Source organism: Kribbella sp. NPDC050459 (assembly GCF_040655315.1).
In the GTDB taxonomy this organism is placed as follows: Bacteria; Actinomycetota; Actinomycetes; order Propionibacteriales; family Kribbellaceae; genus Kribbella.
In genome coordinates this window covers 239,996-256,468 of record NZ_JBFAJQ010000004.1, presented here as the reverse complement: position 1 = coordinate 256,468, position 16,473 = coordinate 239,996, and the positions used below count along the sequence as shown (strand labels likewise).

The following is a 16,473-nucleotide window of genomic DNA, read 5'->3' as shown; positions in this document are numbered from 1 at the left end:
CAACCGAACCTACGAAGGGGCACCATCACATGTGCGGAATCGTCGGGTACGTCGGCACCAAGCCGGCCGCGCCCATCCTGGTGGACGGACTGGCCCGCTTGGAGTACCGCGGCTACGACTCGGCGGGCGTCGCCGTCCTCGGGTCGAGCGAGCTGAAGGTGCACAAGGACGCCGGACGGGTCCGTGAGCTGGAGGCGTCGCTGCCGAAGCGGTTCGGCGGCAAACTCGGCATCGGCCACACCCGGTGGGCCACCCACGGCGGTCCGAGCAAGGACAACGCACACCCGCACGCCAGCGGCAACGAGCGGATCGCGGTCGTGCACAACGGCATCTTCGACAACGCCGCCGCGATCCGCGCGCAACTGGAGGACGCCGGCGTCAAGCTGCGCTCCGAGACCGACACCGAGGTGCTCGCGCACCTGATCGAGCAGGCCGACGGCGACACCCTCGAGGAGAAGGTGCTGGCCAGCCTGCGCCGGATCGAGGGCACCTACGGCATCGCGGTCGTCGACCTCGACTTCCCGGACCGGATCGTGGTCGCCCGCAACGGCAGCCCGCTGATCCTCGGCATCGGCGACGGCGAGATGCACATCGCCTCCGACGCCGCCGCCCTGATCCGCTACACCCGCCAGGTCGTGTACTTGGACGACGGCGAGCTCGCGACCGTCCGGGCCGACGGCTACCGCACCTTCACCCAGGACGCGTCCCCGACCACCAAGACCGCGAAGACGGTCGAGTGGGAGGCCGAGGAGTTCGAGCGCGGCCTGCACGAGCACTTCATGATGAAGGAGATCCACGAGCAGCCGGACGCGGTCGGCCGGGTCATCCGGGGCCGGCTGGACGAGCGGTTCCACACTGTGCACCTCGGCGGCCTGAACATGGACGCCCGCGAGGCGCGGGAGATCAAGCGGGTCAAGATCCTCGGCTGCGGTTCGGCGTACTACGCCGGCCAGATGGGCGCGCAGTTCATCGAGGAGGTCGCGCGGATCCCCGCCGACGCGGAGCCCGCGTCGGAGTTCCGGTACCGCAACCCGGTGGTCGAGCGGGACACGCTGTACGTCGCGGTCTCGCAGTCCGGTGAAACCCTCGACACGCTCGTCGCCGTCCAGGAGCTGAAGCGCAAGGGCGGCCGCGTGATCGGCCTGGTGAACGCGGTCGGGTCGAGCATCGCCCGCGAGGTCGACGGCGGCGTCTACCTGCACGCCGGCCCGGAGGTCTCGGTGGCCTCGACGAAGGCGCTCACCAACATGGCGGTCGGGTTCGCGATGCTCGGCATCCACCTCGGCCGGATCCGGGACGTCTCCCCCGCCGACGGCCGCCGGCTGATCGACGGCCTGAAGAAGCTCCCCGAGCACATCGCCGCGATCGTGGCGCAGGAGGAGGAGCTGGCCAAGATCGCCGGCCGGCTCGCGCAGCACGAGAGCCTGTTCTTCGTCGGCCGGACCCGCGGGTACCCGGTCGCGCGCGAGGGTGCGCAGAAGCTGAAGGAGATCTCGTACCGGCACGCCGAGGCGTACCAGACCTCCGAGCTGAAGCACGGCCCGCTCGCGCTGATCTCGCCGGACGTGCCGAGCGTCGCGATCGTCCCCGACGACGAGCTGCTCGACCGCAACATCGGCGCGCTGCACGAGATCGGCGCCCGCTCCGGCCCGCTGTACGTCGTCACGCACCCGGGCGTCGACGTGCCGGACGGGGTCGCGGCGAAGATCGTGGTCCCGAAGAACGAGGCCGAGCTGGACCCGATCCTGCTGACGATTCCGCTGCAGATCATCGCGTACTACGCCGCGGTCGCCCTCGGCCACGACGTCGACAAGCCGCGCAACCTGGCGAAGTCGGTCACCGTCGAGTAGAACCTGCGGATCTGCAGGCCATCGCAATCGCGACACCACGGCCCCCGTCACGCTGAGCGTGACGGGGGCCGCCGCTTTGTGATGGGCTGGAGATCCGCGATCAGTCCCCGATTGCTGCCGGGCCGCGCTGCGACCGGGTAGCGGCGGCGCCCGTGGTCGCGGCTTGTTCGGCGTCGCGGGCAACGTTCACCCGGCCGGATCCCGGGCGGGCCAGTCCGCCGAGGGCGCGGTCGGCCGCGCTCGCCGCCTCCGCGCGCCGGTCGGCCCCGTTGAGCGCACCGGTCAGCTGCCCCGCGGCGCGGCCGCGCTCGGCGCCCATGCTCCGGTACGGGTGCAGGCCGAACTCGTTGACGAGCCGCTTGCACACCTCGACCCCGCGCACCGAGTTGCCGACCGCGTCCAGACGCGGTGAGAACACCACGACGGCCATCCGCTTCGACGGCACCACCATCATGACGTTGCCGGACACCCCGCTCTTGGCCGGCAGCCCGACCTCGTTCGAGAACTGTCCGGAGTCGTTGTACATCCCGCTGTGGCCCATCATGGACAGCACACGGGCAGCGGTGTCCTCGGAGAACACCTGCCGGCCGCTCAAGGGTGCGACTCCACCGTTCGCGAGCGTGGCACCGGCCTTCACCAGGCTGTCGGCGGTCATGGTGAGCGAGCAGCCCATCGTGTAGAGCTCGGTGGCGTCCTCGGGGGCGCGCCGGTCGGTCGGGCTCGCGCCGTACAGCTTCCCGTTCCGCGCCAGCGCGTTGGCGAACATGACGTTCCCGAACCCGGTTTCGCGCTCGGCCAGGAACGTCGCACCGTGCAGCTGCGGACGCTCGCCGGTCATCGCGGCCCACGTGTCCCGGACGGTGGTGAACCTGGCGGACAGGTCCTTCCCGGCGTCGACCAGTGCGAGCGTCCCGATCGCTCCGGCGTTGATCATCGGGTTGTGCGGCCGGCCGTCCGCACCCAGCGACAGCAGCGGATCGTTGAACGGACCGCCGCTCTGTTCCTGACCGACCCAGCGGTGCACCTCATCCGGCCCGAGCTGCTCCAGCGCGATCGCGTAGTTGAACGGCTTCGACGTCGACTGGACGCTGAACTCCGCCGCCGTGTCGCCGATCGAGAACACCTGGCCGTCGGCGGTGCAGATCGCGATCCCGAACTTCTCCGGATCGGCGTCCCGCAAGGTCGGGATGTAGTCCGCGGTCTCACCGGACCGTTCGTCCAGCAGGTCGGTGTGGATCCGCTCCACCGCCTGCGCGAACGCCGCGAACTCGTCCGCGGGAACGGCGAGATCACCGGTCAGCGCTCGCTGGATGACCTCGTGCCGCGCGACCTCGGCGAACGTGTCGAGATCGAGCTGCACAGGCTGGGCGTACGGCGTGATCGCGGGCCGGCCGGCGGCGTCACGGACACCGTCCAGCGCCGCACGGACCCGCGGATCGTCCGGCATGATCCCGGCCCGGCCGAGGGTGTTGAGCAACTCCCAGGACCAGATCCGGCCGTCGTCGTCGGTGTCGATCGTCGCGTACGACCGGAGCAGCTTCTCCGAGACGTCCATTGGCTGCTTCCTTCCCCAGCTGGCGGCAGGCGGGCGTGCACGACCACGCTGTCGGCGCGCAGCAGCTTGTCCTTCTTGTGTTTCCGGAGAGGTCACCTGGTGTTACGGCAGCATCAAACGACGACGTTGTAGGACAAGTTTCCTACTTGTATGATCACTCGGCATGGACCGCATCCGCCACGTGCAGCTCAAGTCCGTCGTCCTCCCGCTCGACCAGCCGATCAGCGACGCCAAGGTGCTGACCGGGCGGCAGCGGCCGATGACCGAGGTGGTGTTCCTGTTCGCCGAGATCGCGACCGAGCAGGACCAGCACGGCATCGGGTTCAGCTACTCGAAGCGGGCCGGCGGACCGGCGCAGTACGCGCACGCGAAGGAGATCGCAGCGAACCTGATCGGCGAGGACCCGTCCGACATCGGCAAGGTGTACGACAAGCTGCTCTGGGCCGGTGCCTCGGTCGGCCGCTCGGGTGTCGCGACGCAGGCCATCGCCGCGATCGACATCGCGCTGTGGGACCTGAAGGCCAAGCGGGCCGGTCTCCCGCTCGCCAAGCTGCTCGGCGCGCACCGCGACTCGGTCCGCGCCTACAACACCTCCGGCGGTTTCCTGCACGCCCCTCTCGACGAGGTGAAGGAACGCGCGTCGAAGTCGCTCGCCGACGGTATCGGCGGGATCAAGATCAAGGTCGGCCAGCCCGACAGCCGGATCGATCTCGAGCGGGTCCGCGCGGTGCGGGAACACCTCGGCGACGACGTACCGCTGATGGTGGACGCGAACCAGCAGTGGGACCGGCCGACGGCGCTGCGGATCGGACGGGTGCTGGAACAGTTCGGGCTGGTGTGGATCGAGGAGCCGCTGGACGCGTACGACGCGCTCGGGCACGCGGAGCTGGCGGCGGCCCTCGACACCCCGATCGCGACCGGCGAGATGCTGTCCAGCGTCGGCGAGCACGTGCGGCTGATCGAGGCTCGCGCGGCCGACATCATCCAGCCGGACGCGCCGCGGATCGGCGGCATCACACCGTTCCTGAAACTCGCGACGCTCGCCGACCACAACGGTCTGCAGCTGGCGCCGCACTTCGCGATGGAGATCCACCTGCACCTCGCCGCGGCGTACCCGCGGGAGCCCTGGGTCGAGCACTTCGAGTGGCTGAATCCCTTGTTCAACGAGCGGCTGGAGACGGTCGACGGGCGGATGCTGGTCCCGGACCGCCCGGGGCTCGGGTTCACCACCAGCGAGCAGTGCGCGCGCTGGACGGTCGACCGCTGCGAGTTCTCGTGAGCGGGCTGGCCGATCAGATCGTCGACGATCTGAAGCGGCGGATCCTCGACGGCGGGATCGCGCCGGGCGCGAAGCTGCCGGCTGAGAACAGCCTGGTCGAGGAGTTCGGGGTCAGCCGGACGGTCGTTCGCGAGGCGGTCTCGCGGCTACAGGCGGCCGGGCTGGTGGAGACGTTCCAGGGGCGCGGGTCGTTCGTTCTCGAGGTCCCGGAGCGTACGCCGGGGCTGCGCGAGGTGCGGTCGCACCGCGACGTCCTCGACCTGATGGACTTCCGGATCGGTGTCGAGAGCGAGGCGGCCGGGCTGGCCGCGGTCCGGCGGACCGAGCATCAGCTGAAGGGGATCGAGCGGGCGCTGGACGACTTCCGGCGGGTCGGGGACGATCCGAGCCGGTCGGTGGCGGCCGACTTCGCGTTCCACCTGAAGGTTGCTGTTGCTTCGGGCAACCGGTTCTACGCGGACCTGGTCGGGGAGCTCGGGCCGATGATGATCATGCTGCCGCGGACCCGGCTCGACCCGGCGTACGAGATGTCGGACCCCGGGCACCTGACCCGCGTCGTGCACGAGCACGAGAACATCGCCGCGGCGATCGGCCGGTCCGATGCGGAGGCGGCGCGGGCGGCGATGCGTGTGCACCTGTCCGGCACCCGGCACCGGTTGACCCAGAGCCCCGGCTAGCGTTGCGCGGCATGGCGCAGCTCGTACACGCCCGCAAGCCGGTGCCGCCGCGGACGCGGGTCGAGTTCGGCGGGTCGGTCGCGCTGGGTGCGTTCGCTGTGCTGGCGTTCGCGGACGGTGTGTGGCAGGTCGCAGCGGCGCTGGCGGTCTTGGCGGTGGCGCTGCTACCGGTGGCGTTCGTGATCGCTGGGCGGGCCGTCCGGCGGCATCCGGACCGGATCGACGTGCGATCCGATGGCATCACGGCCTTACGCCTTTCCGGAGCCTCGTGGGAACTCATCCGCAACGACGACAGCGTCTTGCGGATTGTGCAGTCCCAGGGCCGGCCCTATCTGCAGCTCGACGGCATGACGTCCAGCGGCCGAATCCCCCTCGCCCGGTTCGACGTCGACGAGATCCAGGAGGCCACGCACACCGAAGGCTGGCCCTGGTCCCCCGCCCCGGCTGGGCGGGCTGCTGGGCTCGCGTCGGGTGGCGGAGGCGGGGCGGCCGTCCGGCGGGAGACCCGCGTTCTGCTTCGGGACGGCGGTCGAGGGCCGTTGCCGTGGGCTGGTAGTCGGGTCGCCCCGAAGGTTGCCATGGGGTGGGCTGTGGTGGGCGCGGCTGGGGTGATGGTGCTGGCGTTCGAGGGTGGGTCGCCGGCTGCGATCGTGGCGGTTGTGCTGGGGCCGAGCATTCTGCTGGCGTTGGGGCTGGTCGGGTTGTCTGTTCGGCATGCATTGCGGGTCAGGTTGGCTGTCACCGTCGGGCCGGATCGGGTCACGGTTGCCCACGGCACGCTCGCCTCGCAGGTGGTGCAGCGGACGGCGGTCACCTCCAGCTCGATCGGACGGCGGTACGTGCGCCTTCGCGGCCCGGACGGCAAGACCCTGTTGTACGTCCCGCTCAACCCGCAGCGCACCGCCGTACTGAACGCCCTCTCCGCCAACGGCTGGCCGATCTAACTACCACCGCGCCGTGTTCGGGCTGAAGCCGGGATCGACGGTCCGCATGTACGTCGTGTCGTCGCGCTTCCGGATCCCGCACGCCAGGTACTGCTCGTGCAGCGTCCCCAACGCGTCGGCGTCCAGCTCCACGCCGAGCCCGGGCCCGGACGGCACCCGCACGCTCCCGGACTCGAAGGACAGCACGCCGGGCTTGATCACGTCCTCGGTCTTCCACGGATAGTGCGTGTCACACGCGTACGTGAGGTTCGGCGTCGCCGCCGCGAGATGCGTCATCGCCGCCAGGCTGATCCCGAGGTGCGAGTTGGAGTGCATCGACAACCCCATCCCGAACGTGTCGCAGATCCCCGCCAGCAGCTGCGACCGCCGCAGCCCACCCCAGTAGTGATGATCCGACAGCACCACCTGTACGGCGTCCGCGAGCACAGCCGGCTTCAGATGCGAGAACGCGATTACGCACATGTTCGTCGCCAACGGAATCGCGGTCTGCCGCGCCACGGCCGCCATCCCCTCGATCCCCGGCGTCGGATCCTCCAGATACTCGAGGACGCCGGCCAGCTCCCGGGCGACCCGCACCGACGTGTCCACGGTCCACGCGCAGTTCGGATCGATCCGCAGCTTGTGCTCGGGAAACGCCTCCGCCAGCGCGCGCACCGCGTCGGCCTCCTGCGCCGGCGGGAACACGCCGCCCTTCAGCTTGATCGCCGAGAAGCCGTACTCCCCGATCATCTTCCGCGCCTGCCGCACGATCCCGTCCGGGTCGACTGCCTCGCCCCACTCATCCGGCTCACGCCCCGGATGCGCGGCCCACTTGTAGAACAGATAAGCGCTGAAGGGCACTGCCTCACGCACCGCACCTCCGAGCAGATCCACAACCGGCCGCCCCAGCGCCTTGCCCTGGATGTCGAGCAGCGCGACCTCGTACGGCGAGGACACCACGTCGGCCGGGTCCTGCAGGTTGAGCATTCCGCCGACCTGCGCACCTCCCGCCGTCAGTACGTCGCTCACTCGCCGACGGAGCCCGTTGAGGTCGAAGGCATCCAGCCCGGGCAGGACGTCCGCGACCGCCTGCAAACGGAGTAGATGGTCAGCTGCCGCGTAGGTTTCGCCCAGGCCCACGAGTCCGTCGTCGGTGTGGAGCTGGACGATCGTGCGCAGGGCGTACGGCTCGTGGACGCCGACCACGTTCAGCAGCGGCGGGTCCGCGAACGCGACCGGGGTGAGTTCGACACGGGCGATCTTGGTCATACACGTTCCTTCTGGCGCTTCACGAGCAACCGGAGTGCGGGCAGGGCGAGGACGACGATCAACGCGGCGAGGATCGTGCCGGAGATCGGCCGGGTGAAGAAGCCGGCCGGGTTGCCGCCGAAGATCAGCAGCGACTGCCGGACCGCGGTCTCCATCACGCTGCCGAGCACGAAGGCCAGCACCAGCGGGCCCGGCTCGAACCCGAACTTCTTCATCAGGTAGCCCACGACGCCGAACACGATCACCAGGAAGATGTCGAACACCTGGTTCGCGACGGTGTACACGCCGAGCAGCGTGATCAGCACGGTGATCGGCGCGAGCACGGCCGGCCGGACCCTCAGGATCTTCACGAACAGCCCGACCAGCGGAATGCTCATGATCAGCAGCAGGATGTTGCCCAGGTACATCGAGTTGATCACGCCCCAGAACAGGTCCGGGTGCTCCGAGACCAGTTGCGGCCCCGGCGGGATCCCCTGGATCAGCAGCGCGCCGAACATCAGCGCCATCGTCGCGTTCGCCGGGATGCCGAGCGTCAGCAGCGGGATGAACGACGACGTGGCCGCCGCGTTGTTCGCCGTCTCCGGGGCTGCGACGCCCTCGACCGCGCCGCGGCCGAAACGCTCCGGCTGCTTCGCCCGCCGCTTCTCCACCGCGTAGGCGACCAGCGACGACAGCGTCGCGCCGCCGCCCGGCAGGACACCGAGCACGAACCCGATCACCGAGCCGCGCCCGATCGCGCCGCGCGCCTGCCGCAGGTCCGCTCGCGACGGCCAGGCGTTCGCGACCGCGACCGGCTCGTGCTGCTTGGTGTGGCGTTCCTCGAGGTTGTAGAGGATCTCGCCGAGCCCGAACAGGCCCATCGCGATCGGCACGAAGTCGATGCCGTCGGCAAGGTTCAGGCTGTCGAACGTGAACCGGCTCGCACCGGTGAACGTGTCCCGCCCGACGGTGGCCAGCAGCAACCCGAGGCCGGCGGCGATCACGGCCTTCAGCCGGCCGCCGTTCCCGACGGTCGCCACCAGCAGCACGCCGAACAACGACAGCGCGGCGTACTCCGGTGGGCCGAAGTCGAGCGCCACGCCGGCCACCACCGGAGCCAGCAGCGTCAGCCCGATGATCGACACCGTGCCGCCGATGAACGACCCGATCGCCGCCACGCCGAGCGCCGTACCGGCCCGTCCTTGTTTCGCCAGCGCGAACCCGTCGAAGACCGTGACCACCGACGACGCCTCGCCCGGCAGCCGCAGCAGGACGGACGTGATCGTGCCGCCGTACTGCGCGCCGTAGAAGATGCCGGCCAGCATGATGATCGCCGACACCGGCTCGACGCCGTACGTGATCGGCAGCAGGATCGCGATCGTCGCGGCCGGACCGAGCCCGGGCAGCACGCCGATCAGCATGCCGATGACGACGCCGACCAGGCAGTACAGCAGGTTGGCCGGCTCCAGCACGACGCCGAAGCCGTCGATCAGGCCGCCCATCAGATCAGCCTGGGCAGCGGGATCTGGAGCACCAGCACGAACAGGACGTAGAACGCGGCGACCGTGCCGACGCTGATCACGACCGACGAGATCCACGACTCCTTGCCGAGGAACCGCAGCCACACGAACGCCAGCAGCAGCGACGGGATCTCGAACCCGATCAACGGCAGCACGGCCGCGAAGACCACGAGGGTCAGGACGGCGACCGCGGTCAGCACACTGAACCGCGAGAACTTCTCGGTGTCCGTCCCCCGCCGGCCGACCAGCGCAAGGACGATCGACAGCACGGTCACGACGACGCTGACCACGAACGGCCAGAGCCCCGGCCCCGGCTGAGTCAACCGGCCCAGCCCGAGCGCGAGCGACCCGATCAGGCCGCCGGCCCCGATGACACCGGCAACGATCGCCGCTCCGAGCTGGGACCACGGCCCCGCGTGCGGCGGCCGGTCCGCGGCCAACTGCTCCTGCAGCGCGGCCTCACTCACTTCTTCGCCGCCAGCGAGATGCCGAGCTGGTCGAGCTGTCCCTTGTACTTCGTCGCGTACTCGTCGAGGATCTTGCGCACCTCGTCCGGCGAGACCTCGATCGGCGTCAGGCAGTGCGCGTCGTTGAACTTCTTGTACGCGTCGGTCGCGTACGTCTTCTGCGCCGCGTCGAGCAGCTTCGTCTTCGCGGCGTCCGGCGTACCCTTCGGCGCCGTGAGGAAGCGGTACTGCGACACCACCACGTCGTACCCCTGCTCCTTGGCCGTCGGCACGTCGGGCAGGAACTTGATCCGCTCGGCCGAGAAGACCGCGAGCGGGACGACCTTCTTCGCCTTCACCTGCTCGATCCCGTCACCGACCTGGATCGTCGCCACGTCGACCTGGCTGCCGAGCAGCGCGGTGAGCGCCGGCGCACCCCCGTCGAACGGTACGTCGGTGGCGGGGATCCCGGCCTGCTTGAACGTCAGCGCGGACGCGAGCTGTGCCCCGGTGCCGACGCCGGTCGTGCCGTATTTGATGTTCTTGCCGGCCTTCTTCAGATCGGCGATCGTCTTGTAGCCGGAGCCGACCGGAGCGATCAGCACGTAGTCGTCCTGCGAGATGCCGCCGAGCAGGTCGAAGTCGTCGAGCTTGACGACCTCGTCGGCCGAGACCGCGAGCGGCGTGATGGTGAACAGCGACGCGTTCTGGACCGCGATCTTGTAGCCGTCGGCCTTCGCGGACTGGAGTTCCTTGGCGTTCAGCGCGCCGTTCGCGCCGGGCTTGTTGACCACCGGCACCGAGACGCCGAGCTCCTTGCCGATGCCCTCCGCGATCGCGCGGGTGATCAGGTCGGTGCTGCCGCCGGGAGACGCACCGACGCTCATCTGGATGTTGCCCGTCGGATAGTCGCCGTCGCCGCCGGTCGAGGTCGTCTTCACCCCACTGCAGCCGGCCAACAGGACTGAAGCACTGACCGCCATCACCAGGACGTGGCGGTTGCGCGTGAACTGCATCGGATCTCCTCCTTTGCGGAGCGTGGTCCCCCGGCTCGATTGCGTGAGCGTAGGAAGGGTCGATCATGCGTGTCCAAGGCCGATGTGGCATCGAGTGATACCTTTCCTGCATCATGTTTTCGCTCGACCAGCTGAGCGCGTTCGTCGCCGTCGCCGAGGAGCTGCACTTCGGCCGCGCCGCCGAGCGGCTGAACATGACCCAGCCGCCGCTGAGCCGTCAGGTGCAGAAACTCGAGCGCGCCGTCGGCGCCCGGCTGCTGGAACGCGACAACCGCAAGGTCGAGCTGACCGAGGCGGGGCAGGCGTTCCTCACCGAGGCGCGCCGGCTGCTGGCGCTGGTCGAGACTGCGGGAGACCTCGCCCGGCGGGTCGACCGGGGCGCGGCGGGGACGCTGCGGCTCGGGTTCACGGCCACGTCGGCGATCCGGACGCTCGGCCCGCTGCTGCGCCGGCTGTCCGAGGAGCTGCCGGACGTCGACGTGATCCTGCACGAACGGGTCACGCCCGCACAGATCGACGGGCTGCTGCGCGGCGAGCTGGACCTCGGGCTCGGGCGGCCGCCGTTCGACTCCGACGTCCTGGACTCCCGGATCGTGTCCCGCGAACCGCTGTGCGCCGTTGTCCCCGGCAACCATCGGCTCGCCGCCCTCGGCCGGCCGCTGACGTCGGCGGACTTCAGCGGCGAGCAGGTGATCAGCTACTCACCGACCCAGGCCCGGTACTTCCACGAGCTGACGGTCCGGTTCCTCGCCGAGTCGCATCCCCGGATCGAGCAGCGGGTGCAGCAGATCCTGACCGTGATCCTGCTGGTGGCGGCCGGCCGCGGCGTCGCGCTGGTGCCCGCGTCGGCCCGGCACCTCGGCGTCGAGGGTGTGACGTATTGCGACCTGGACGGCCCGGGCAGCCCGGTCGAACTGCACGCGATCTGGCGCCGCGACGCGACCAGCCCGGTCCTGCAGCGCGTGCTCACGATGCTCCCAGAGCATCATTAGATCCAAAATCGATCTTGGACAGGTATCCACCGACGTTCTTACGCTGACCGGCGTGACCCATTACTCCCCCGCAGAACTCGCCGCGCAGCTGAAGACCGGGCTGCTGTCGTTCCCCGTCACGCACTTCCACGCCGACCTCAGCTTCAACGAGGCCGGGTACCGCGAGCACCTGTCCTGGCTGAGCCGGTACGACATCGCGGGTCTGTTCGCCGCGGGCGGTACCGGCGAGGGCTTCTCGCTGACACCGGCGGAGATCGACACCGTCGTCCGGACGGCTGTGTCGGAGGTGAACGGGCGCGTGCCGGTGATCGCGCCGGCGACCGGCGGGACCGCGTCGGCGGTGGCGGGTGCGCGAGCGGCGGAGGAGGCAGGCGCGGACGGGATCCTGGTGTTCCCGCCGTACCTGACCGAGGCGGGTCAGCGTGGTTTGATCGAGCATGTGTCGGCGGTCTGTCGCAGCACGAGCCTCGGGGTGACGGTCTACAGCCGGGCGAACGCGATCCTCACCGACGTGACGGTCGCGGAGCTTGCGGACCGGAACCCGAACCTGGTGGGCTTCAAGGACGGCGTCGGGAACGTCGAGCAGATGACGCGGACGTACGCGCGGGTCGGTGAGCGGCTCACGTACGTCGGCGGGCTGCCGACGGCCGAGACGTTCGCGCTGCCGCTGCTGCAACTCGGCTACAGCACGTACTCGTCGGCGATCTTCAACTTCGTGCCGGAGTTCGCGCTCGGCTTCTACGCCGACGTGATCGCACAGGACCGCGCCTCGGTGTACCGGAAGCTGAACCAGTTCGTGCTGCCGTACCTGGACATCCGCGACCGGACCAAGGGGTACGCCGTGTCGATCGTGAAGGCCGGTGTGAACGCGATCGGCCGCGGCGCCGGGCCGGTCCGGCCGCCGCTGCAGGACCTCAGCGACGAGGAGCTCGCACAGCTCACCGAGTTGATCGGCAAGGTCGGATGACCCCGACCGTCACCGCGGTGCAGGTCGTGCCGGTCGCCGGGTACGACAGCATGCTGCTCAACCTGAGCGGCGCGCACGGTCCGTTCTTCACCCGCAACGTCGTCATCGTCACCGACAGCTCGGGCAACACCGGCCTCGGCGAGGTCCCCGGCGGCGAGAAGATCGCCGCCACGATCCGCGAAGCCGCTCCGCTGCTCGTCGGCCAACCGCTCGCCCGCTACCGATCCCTGCTCCGCACCGTGTCCACCAGATTCCAGGGCCTCGACAGCGACGGCCGTGGACTACAGACGTTCGACCTCCGTACGACGGTGCATGCGGTCACAGGTCTCGAGTCGGCGCTGCTGGATCTCCTGGGGCAGCACCTCGGCGTGCCCGTCGCGGATCTGCTCGGGGAAGGACAGCAACGCACCGCGGTCCCCGTACTGGGTTATCTGTTCTACGTAGGCGATGCGACCCAAACAGACCTGCCCTACCGGGCGGAGGATGCCGGCGACAGGTGGTCGGAGTTGCGTCGGCGGCCGGCGCTGACTGCTGATGCGATTGTCGAACTGGCTCTGGCGGCTCAGGAGCGGTACGGGTTCGCGGACTTCAAGCTGAAGGGCGGCGTCTTCGATCCGCATGTCGAGATCGACGCGGTCCGGGCGCTGCACGACCGCTTCCCGTCCGCGCGCATCACCGTCGACCCGAACGGCGCGTGGCTGGTCCGCGAAGCCGTCGCGGTCTGCTCGGGTCTGGACGGCGTCCTCGCGTACGTCGAGGACCCGTGCGGCGCCGAGCCCGGGTTCTCCGGGCGGGAGACGATGGCCGAGTTCAAGCGGCAGACCGGTCTGCGGACGGCCACGAACATGATCGCGACCGACTGGCGCGAACTGGCACACGCGATCCGCACCGACGCCCTCGACATCCCCTTGGCGGATCCGCACTTCTGGACGATGGCCGGATCGGTGCGCGTCGCCCAGCTGTGTCACGACTTCGGGCTGACCTGGGGCTCGCACTCGAACAACCACTTCGACATCTCGCTGGCGATGTTCACACACGTCGGCGCGGCCGCACCGGGTGAGATCACCGCGCTCGACACGCACTGGATCTGGCAGGACGGTCAGGCGCTGACCAAGGACCCGCTGCGGATCGCCGGCGGCGAGATCGCCGTACCGGCAAAACCCGGGCTCGGGATCGAGCTCGACCGCGAGGCGCTGGCCGCCGCCCACGAGCTGTACCTGGAGCACGGCCTCGGAGCCCGCGACGACGCGATCGCGATGCGGTGCCTGGTCGAGGACTGGGAGTTCGACCCGAAACGGCCTTGTATGGTGCGTTAGATGAAGGTCTTCCTCTCCACGGACATGGAAGGTACGGCGGGGGTCGTCGACTGGAGCCAGGCCCGCGGACCCGCCACGGAGTACGAGTACTACCGGGGACAGCTGCAGGCCGAGGTGAACGCCGCGATCGACGGCGCGCTGGCCGCGGGCGGGACCGAGTTCCTGGTGAACGACTCGCACTCGACGATGCAGAACCTGCGCCCCGACGAGCTGCACGGGCGCGCGAGCTACCTGTCCGGGAAGCACAAGCCGCTCTACATGATGCAGGGCCTGGACGAGTCGTTCGACGCCGCGTTCTTCGTCTCGTACCACGGGTCGGCGGGCGCGACGGGGTCCGTGCTGCACCACACGTACAACCCGCGGGCGATCGCCGAGGTCCGGCTGAACGGCGCGATCACCGGCGAGGCCGGGATCAACGCCCTGGTGGCGCTCGCCTGCCGGGTGCCCGTCGTGCTGATCTCCGGTGACCGGATCACGATCGACGAGGCGCAGGCGTTCTGTCCGGACATCGAGTCGGTCGTGGTGAAGAACTCGGTGTCGCACAACGCCGCCCTGTCGGTCCATCCCGAGCGGGCCCGCGAGCTGATCCACGACGGCGCCCGCCGCGCGCTCGCCCGGCTGAGCGACATCCGGCTGCCGAGCATCACGCTGCCGGCCGAGCTGACCGTCCGGTTCCACACCCGGGCCTTCGCCGAGCTGGCCTGCGAGCTGCGCGGCGTCGAGCGGCGCGAAGAGAGAGTCGTTGTCTTGCGCAACGACGATCCGCTGCGGCTGTATCGGACCTTCATCGCGACCGTCCTGCTGAGCCGCGGCGTCAGCGAGTAGGTCGGCGACTTCGACGGTCGAGCTGCAGATTCGTTGCCGGGTGGTGCGATGTCGGTGCGTGCGTAACACTGGGTGAATGCGCGTGATCGTTGTCGGTGCGGGCGTGATCGGGCTCAGCTGCGCCATCCGGCTCGCGGAGGGCGGGTACGACGTGGCGGTGTTCGCCCGCGACCTGCCGCTGGAGACCACGTCGTCGGTGGCGGCCGCGATCTGGTACCCGTACCTGTCGGCGCCGGAAGATCGAGTGGCCGGCTGGTCGCGGACGTCGTACGAGGAGTTCGCGAAGCTGGCGGAGGTCGAGCCGTCGGTGCAGCTGCTGCACGGGCGGGAGTTCCTGGTGGAGCGGACGCCGGATCCGCGATGGGCCGACGTCCTGCCGGATCTCACCCGGGTCGGCTCGCCGCCGGTTGGATTCGCGGACGGCTGGTCGTTCACGACCCCGGTGATCGACATGCCGGCGTACCTGCCCGCGCTGGTGAAACGGCTCGAGGCGGCCGGCGGGACGCTGACCCGCGCTGCGCTGTCCGCGCTGCCGACCGGAGCCGATCTCGTCGTGAACTGCACCGGACTGGGTGCCCGGCTGACGGCGAGCGATCCGACCGTGACACCGGTCCGGGGGCAGGTGCTGACGGTCGAGCCGTGCGGGCTCACCGAATGGCTGCTCGCGGACCGCTCGCCGGACGAGATGACGTACGTGGTCCCGCGCCGCAACGACGTCGTCGTCGGCGGCACCAGCCAGCCCGGCGACTGGAACCTGACGGTCGACCCGAGGACCTCGTCGGAGATCCTGGAGCGCGCCGCCGAGCTGGTTCCCCAACTCCGTATGGCGAAGGTCATCCGGCAGCGCGTGGGGCTGCGTCCGGCGCGACCGACGATCCGGTGCGAGCTCGTCCGCACTCGCTCCGGCGAGCCGATCATCCACTGCTACGGCCACGGCGGCAGCGGGGTCACCGTCTCGTGGGGCTGCGCGGACGAGGTCTTCGAACTTGTCCAAGGTGTCTGACCGGCCGGTCGTCCTGGACGGCGGTCTGTCGAACGCGCTCGAGGACCGCGGCCATGACCTGTCGGACACACTGTGGTCGGCCCGGCTGCTGCGGGACGATCCGGCGGAGATCGCGGCGGTGCACCGCGCGTACTACGAGGCCGGCGCAATGGTCGCGACCACGGCGAGCTACCAGGCCAGCGTGCCCGGCTTCGAGCGTGCCGGCGTCGACCGCTCCGAGGCCGAGCGCCTGATCACGAGCTCGGTACGGATCGCTCGCGAGGTCCGCGACGAGTTCCCCGGACGGCTGGTCGCGGCCTCCGTCGGCCCGTATGGCGCGATGCTCGCCGACGGTTCGGAGTACCGCGGCCGGTACGGCGTCAGCTCGACGGTCCTGCGCGACTTCCACGGTCCGCGGCTGGAACTCCTCGCCGCCGCGGGACCTGATCTGTTGGCCGTCGAAACCATCCCCGACACCCAGGAGGCCGAGGTCCTGGCCGAGCTCCTGCGTGATCTCGATCTCCCCGCCTGGTTCTCCTACTCGATCGAGGGCGACCGCACCCGGGCCGGGCAACCGCTCGCCGAGGCGTTCGGCATCGCGACCGTCGACCAAGTGGTTGCTGTCGGCATCAACTGCTGCCGTCCCGCGGACGTCCTGCCCGCCGTCCGGACTGCGGTCGCCGCCACCGGCAAACCCGCGATCGCCTATCCCAACCGCGGCGAGTCCTGGGACCCGATCGCCCGTCGCTGGATCGGCGACGGCACCGGCCCGGCGACCTTCGCCCCCGATTGGCTGGCGGCCGGAGCGACGTACATCGGCGGTTGCTGCCGAGTCGGCCCGGACGACATCCGCCGCCTCAGTTCTCTGAGTGGATGA

General features: G+C 69.9%; 15 protein-coding genes. 10 read left to right on the top strand and 5 right to left on the bottom strand.

What is annotated here, in order from left to right; translation table 11 throughout:
- Positions 1–29 precede the first annotated feature (29 nt).
- Complete coding sequence (gene glmS, locus AB0I12_RS17210) at positions 30–1,850, top strand: glutamine--fructose-6-phosphate transaminase (isomerizing) (RefSeq protein WP_355699981.1); 1,821 nt, start codon at positions 30–32, stop codon at positions 1,848–1,850.
- A 100-nt stretch (positions 1,851–1,950) separates the two neighbouring features.
- Here glmS and glsA read toward each other — a convergent pair whose 3' ends face one another.
- Entirely contained in the window at positions 1,951–3,405 is a 1,455-nt protein-coding gene (gene glsA, locus AB0I12_RS17205; RefSeq protein WP_359930167.1) for a glutaminase A, read from the bottom strand.
- A gap of 163 nt (positions 3,406–3,568) precedes the next feature.
- On the opposite strand from glsA, the gene AB0I12_RS17200 reads away from it, so the two are divergent.
- The 3 genes from AB0I12_RS17200 to AB0I12_RS17190 are packed head-to-tail and all read left to right on the top strand — an operon-like array spanning position 3,569 to position 6,305.
- Positions 3,569–4,684, top strand: coding sequence for a mandelate racemase/muconate lactonizing enzyme family protein (locus tag AB0I12_RS17200; protein WP_359930165.1), 1,116 nt, complete (start codon positions 3,569–3,571; stop codon positions 4,682–4,684).
- Positions 4,681–5,361 (top strand): FadR/GntR family transcriptional regulator, encoded by a 681-nt coding sequence (locus AB0I12_RS17195; protein ID WP_359930163.1) that lies wholly within the window; start codon positions 4,681–4,683, stop codon positions 5,359–5,361. The genes AB0I12_RS17200 and AB0I12_RS17195 overlap by 4 nt, the downstream gene beginning before the upstream one ends.
- 11 nt (positions 5,362–5,372) lie before the next feature.
- Positions 5,373–6,305: a hypothetical protein gene (locus tag AB0I12_RS17190; protein ID WP_359930162.1), complete on the top strand. Its 933-nt coding sequence runs from the start codon at positions 5,373–5,375 to the stop codon at positions 6,303–6,305.
- On the opposite strand, the gene AB0I12_RS17185 is transcribed toward AB0I12_RS17190, so the two are convergent.
- Genes AB0I12_RS17185 through AB0I12_RS17170 form a run of 4 tightly spaced genes read right to left on the bottom strand, consistent with a single transcriptional unit; the run spans position 6,306 to position 10,514 of the window.
- The gene (locus AB0I12_RS17185) at positions 6,306–7,553 is read right to left on the bottom strand and encodes a glucarate dehydratase family protein (protein WP_359930160.1); all 1,248 of its coding nucleotides are present in this window, start codon (positions 7,551–7,553) and stop codon (positions 6,306–6,308) included. It abuts the gene before it with no gap.
- Positions 7,550–9,034, bottom strand: a complete 1,485-nt coding sequence (locus tag AB0I12_RS17180; RefSeq protein WP_359930158.1) for a tripartite tricarboxylate transporter permease — start codon at positions 9,032–9,034, stop codon at positions 7,550–7,552. The genes AB0I12_RS17185 and AB0I12_RS17180 overlap by 4 nt, the downstream gene beginning before the upstream one ends.
- Positions 9,034–9,519, bottom strand: coding sequence for a tripartite tricarboxylate transporter TctB family protein (locus AB0I12_RS17175; protein ID WP_359930156.1), 486 nt, complete (start codon positions 9,517–9,519; stop codon positions 9,034–9,036). The genes AB0I12_RS17180 and AB0I12_RS17175 overlap by 1 nt, the downstream gene beginning before the upstream one ends.
- The gene (locus AB0I12_RS17170; protein WP_359930155.1) at positions 9,516–10,514 is read right to left on the bottom strand and encodes a tripartite tricarboxylate transporter substrate binding protein; all 999 of its coding nucleotides are present in this window, start codon (positions 10,512–10,514) and stop codon (positions 9,516–9,518) included. The genes AB0I12_RS17175 and AB0I12_RS17170 overlap by 4 nt, the downstream gene beginning before the upstream one ends.
- A gap of 113 nt (positions 10,515–10,627) precedes the next feature.
- Between AB0I12_RS17170 and AB0I12_RS17165 the strand changes: the two genes are divergently transcribed.
- The 6 genes from AB0I12_RS17165 (at position 10,628) to mmuM (ending at position 16,473) form a co-directional block, all read left to right on the top strand.
- Complete coding sequence (locus AB0I12_RS17165; RefSeq protein WP_359930153.1) at positions 10,628–11,506, top strand: LysR family transcriptional regulator; 879 nt, start codon at positions 10,628–10,630, stop codon at positions 11,504–11,506.
- 52 nt (positions 11,507–11,558) lie between these two features.
- On the top strand, positions 11,559–12,473 hold the full coding sequence (kdgD, locus tag AB0I12_RS17160) for a 5-dehydro-4-deoxyglucarate dehydratase (RefSeq protein WP_359930151.1): 915 nt from the start codon (positions 11,559–11,561) through the stop codon (positions 12,471–12,473).
- Positions 12,470–13,789, top strand: coding sequence for an enolase C-terminal domain-like protein (locus AB0I12_RS17155; RefSeq protein ID WP_359930149.1), 1,320 nt, complete (start codon positions 12,470–12,472; stop codon positions 13,787–13,789). Before kdgD ends, AB0I12_RS17155 begins: the two co-directional genes overlap by 4 nt.
- On the top strand, positions 13,790–14,614 hold the full coding sequence (locus tag AB0I12_RS17150) for a M55 family metallopeptidase (protein ID WP_359930147.1): 825 nt from the start codon (positions 13,790–13,792) through the stop codon (positions 14,612–14,614). It begins immediately after the preceding gene.
- A 76-nt stretch (positions 14,615–14,690) separates the two neighbouring features.
- Positions 14,691–15,617, top strand: a complete 927-nt coding sequence (locus AB0I12_RS17145) for an FAD-dependent oxidoreductase (RefSeq protein WP_359930145.1) — start codon at positions 14,691–14,693, stop codon at positions 15,615–15,617.
- The gene (gene mmuM / locus AB0I12_RS17140) at positions 15,610–16,473 is read left to right on the top strand and encodes a homocysteine S-methyltransferase (RefSeq protein ID WP_359930143.1); all 864 of its coding nucleotides are present in this window, start codon (positions 15,610–15,612) and stop codon (positions 16,471–16,473) included. Before AB0I12_RS17145 ends, mmuM begins: the two co-directional genes overlap by 8 nt.

Excerpts from the sequence above, each read along its gene's own strand:
- glmS (WP_355699981.1), top strand. The coding sequence starts at position 30 with ATGTGCGGAATCGTCGGGTACGTCGGCACCAAGCCGGCCGCGCCCATC.
- glsA (WP_359930167.1), bottom strand. The coding sequence starts at position 3,405 with ATGGACGTCTCGGAGAAGCTGCTCCGGTCGTACGCGACGATCGACACC.
- AB0I12_RS17200 (WP_359930165.1), top strand. The coding sequence starts at position 3,569 with ATGGACCGCATCCGCCACGTGCAGCTCAAGTCCGTCGTCCTCCCGCTC.
- AB0I12_RS17190 (WP_359930162.1), top strand. The coding sequence starts at position 5,373 with ATGGCGCAGCTCGTACACGCCCGCAAGCCGGTGCCGCCGCGGACGCGG.
- AB0I12_RS17185 (WP_359930160.1), bottom strand. The coding sequence starts at position 7,553 with ATGACCAAGATCGCCCGTGTCGAACTCACCCCGGTCGCGTTCGCGGAC.
- AB0I12_RS17180 (WP_359930158.1), bottom strand. The coding sequence starts at position 9,034 with ATGGGCGGCCTGATCGACGGCTTCGGCGTCGTGCTGGAGCCGGCCAAC.
- AB0I12_RS17170 (WP_359930155.1), bottom strand. The coding sequence starts at position 10,514 with ATGCAGTTCACGCGCAACCGCCACGTCCTGGTGATGGCGGTCAGTGCT.
- AB0I12_RS17165 (WP_359930153.1), top strand. The coding sequence starts at position 10,628 with ATGTTTTCGCTCGACCAGCTGAGCGCGTTCGTCGCCGTCGCCGAGGAG.
- AB0I12_RS17155 (WP_359930149.1), top strand. The coding sequence starts at position 12,470 with ATGACCCCGACCGTCACCGCGGTGCAGGTCGTGCCGGTCGCCGGGTAC.
- AB0I12_RS17150 (WP_359930147.1), top strand. The coding sequence starts at position 13,790 with ATGAAGGTCTTCCTCTCCACGGACATGGAAGGTACGGCGGGGGTCGTC.
- AB0I12_RS17145 (WP_359930145.1), top strand. The coding sequence starts at position 14,691 with ATGCGCGTGATCGTTGTCGGTGCGGGCGTGATCGGGCTCAGCTGCGCC.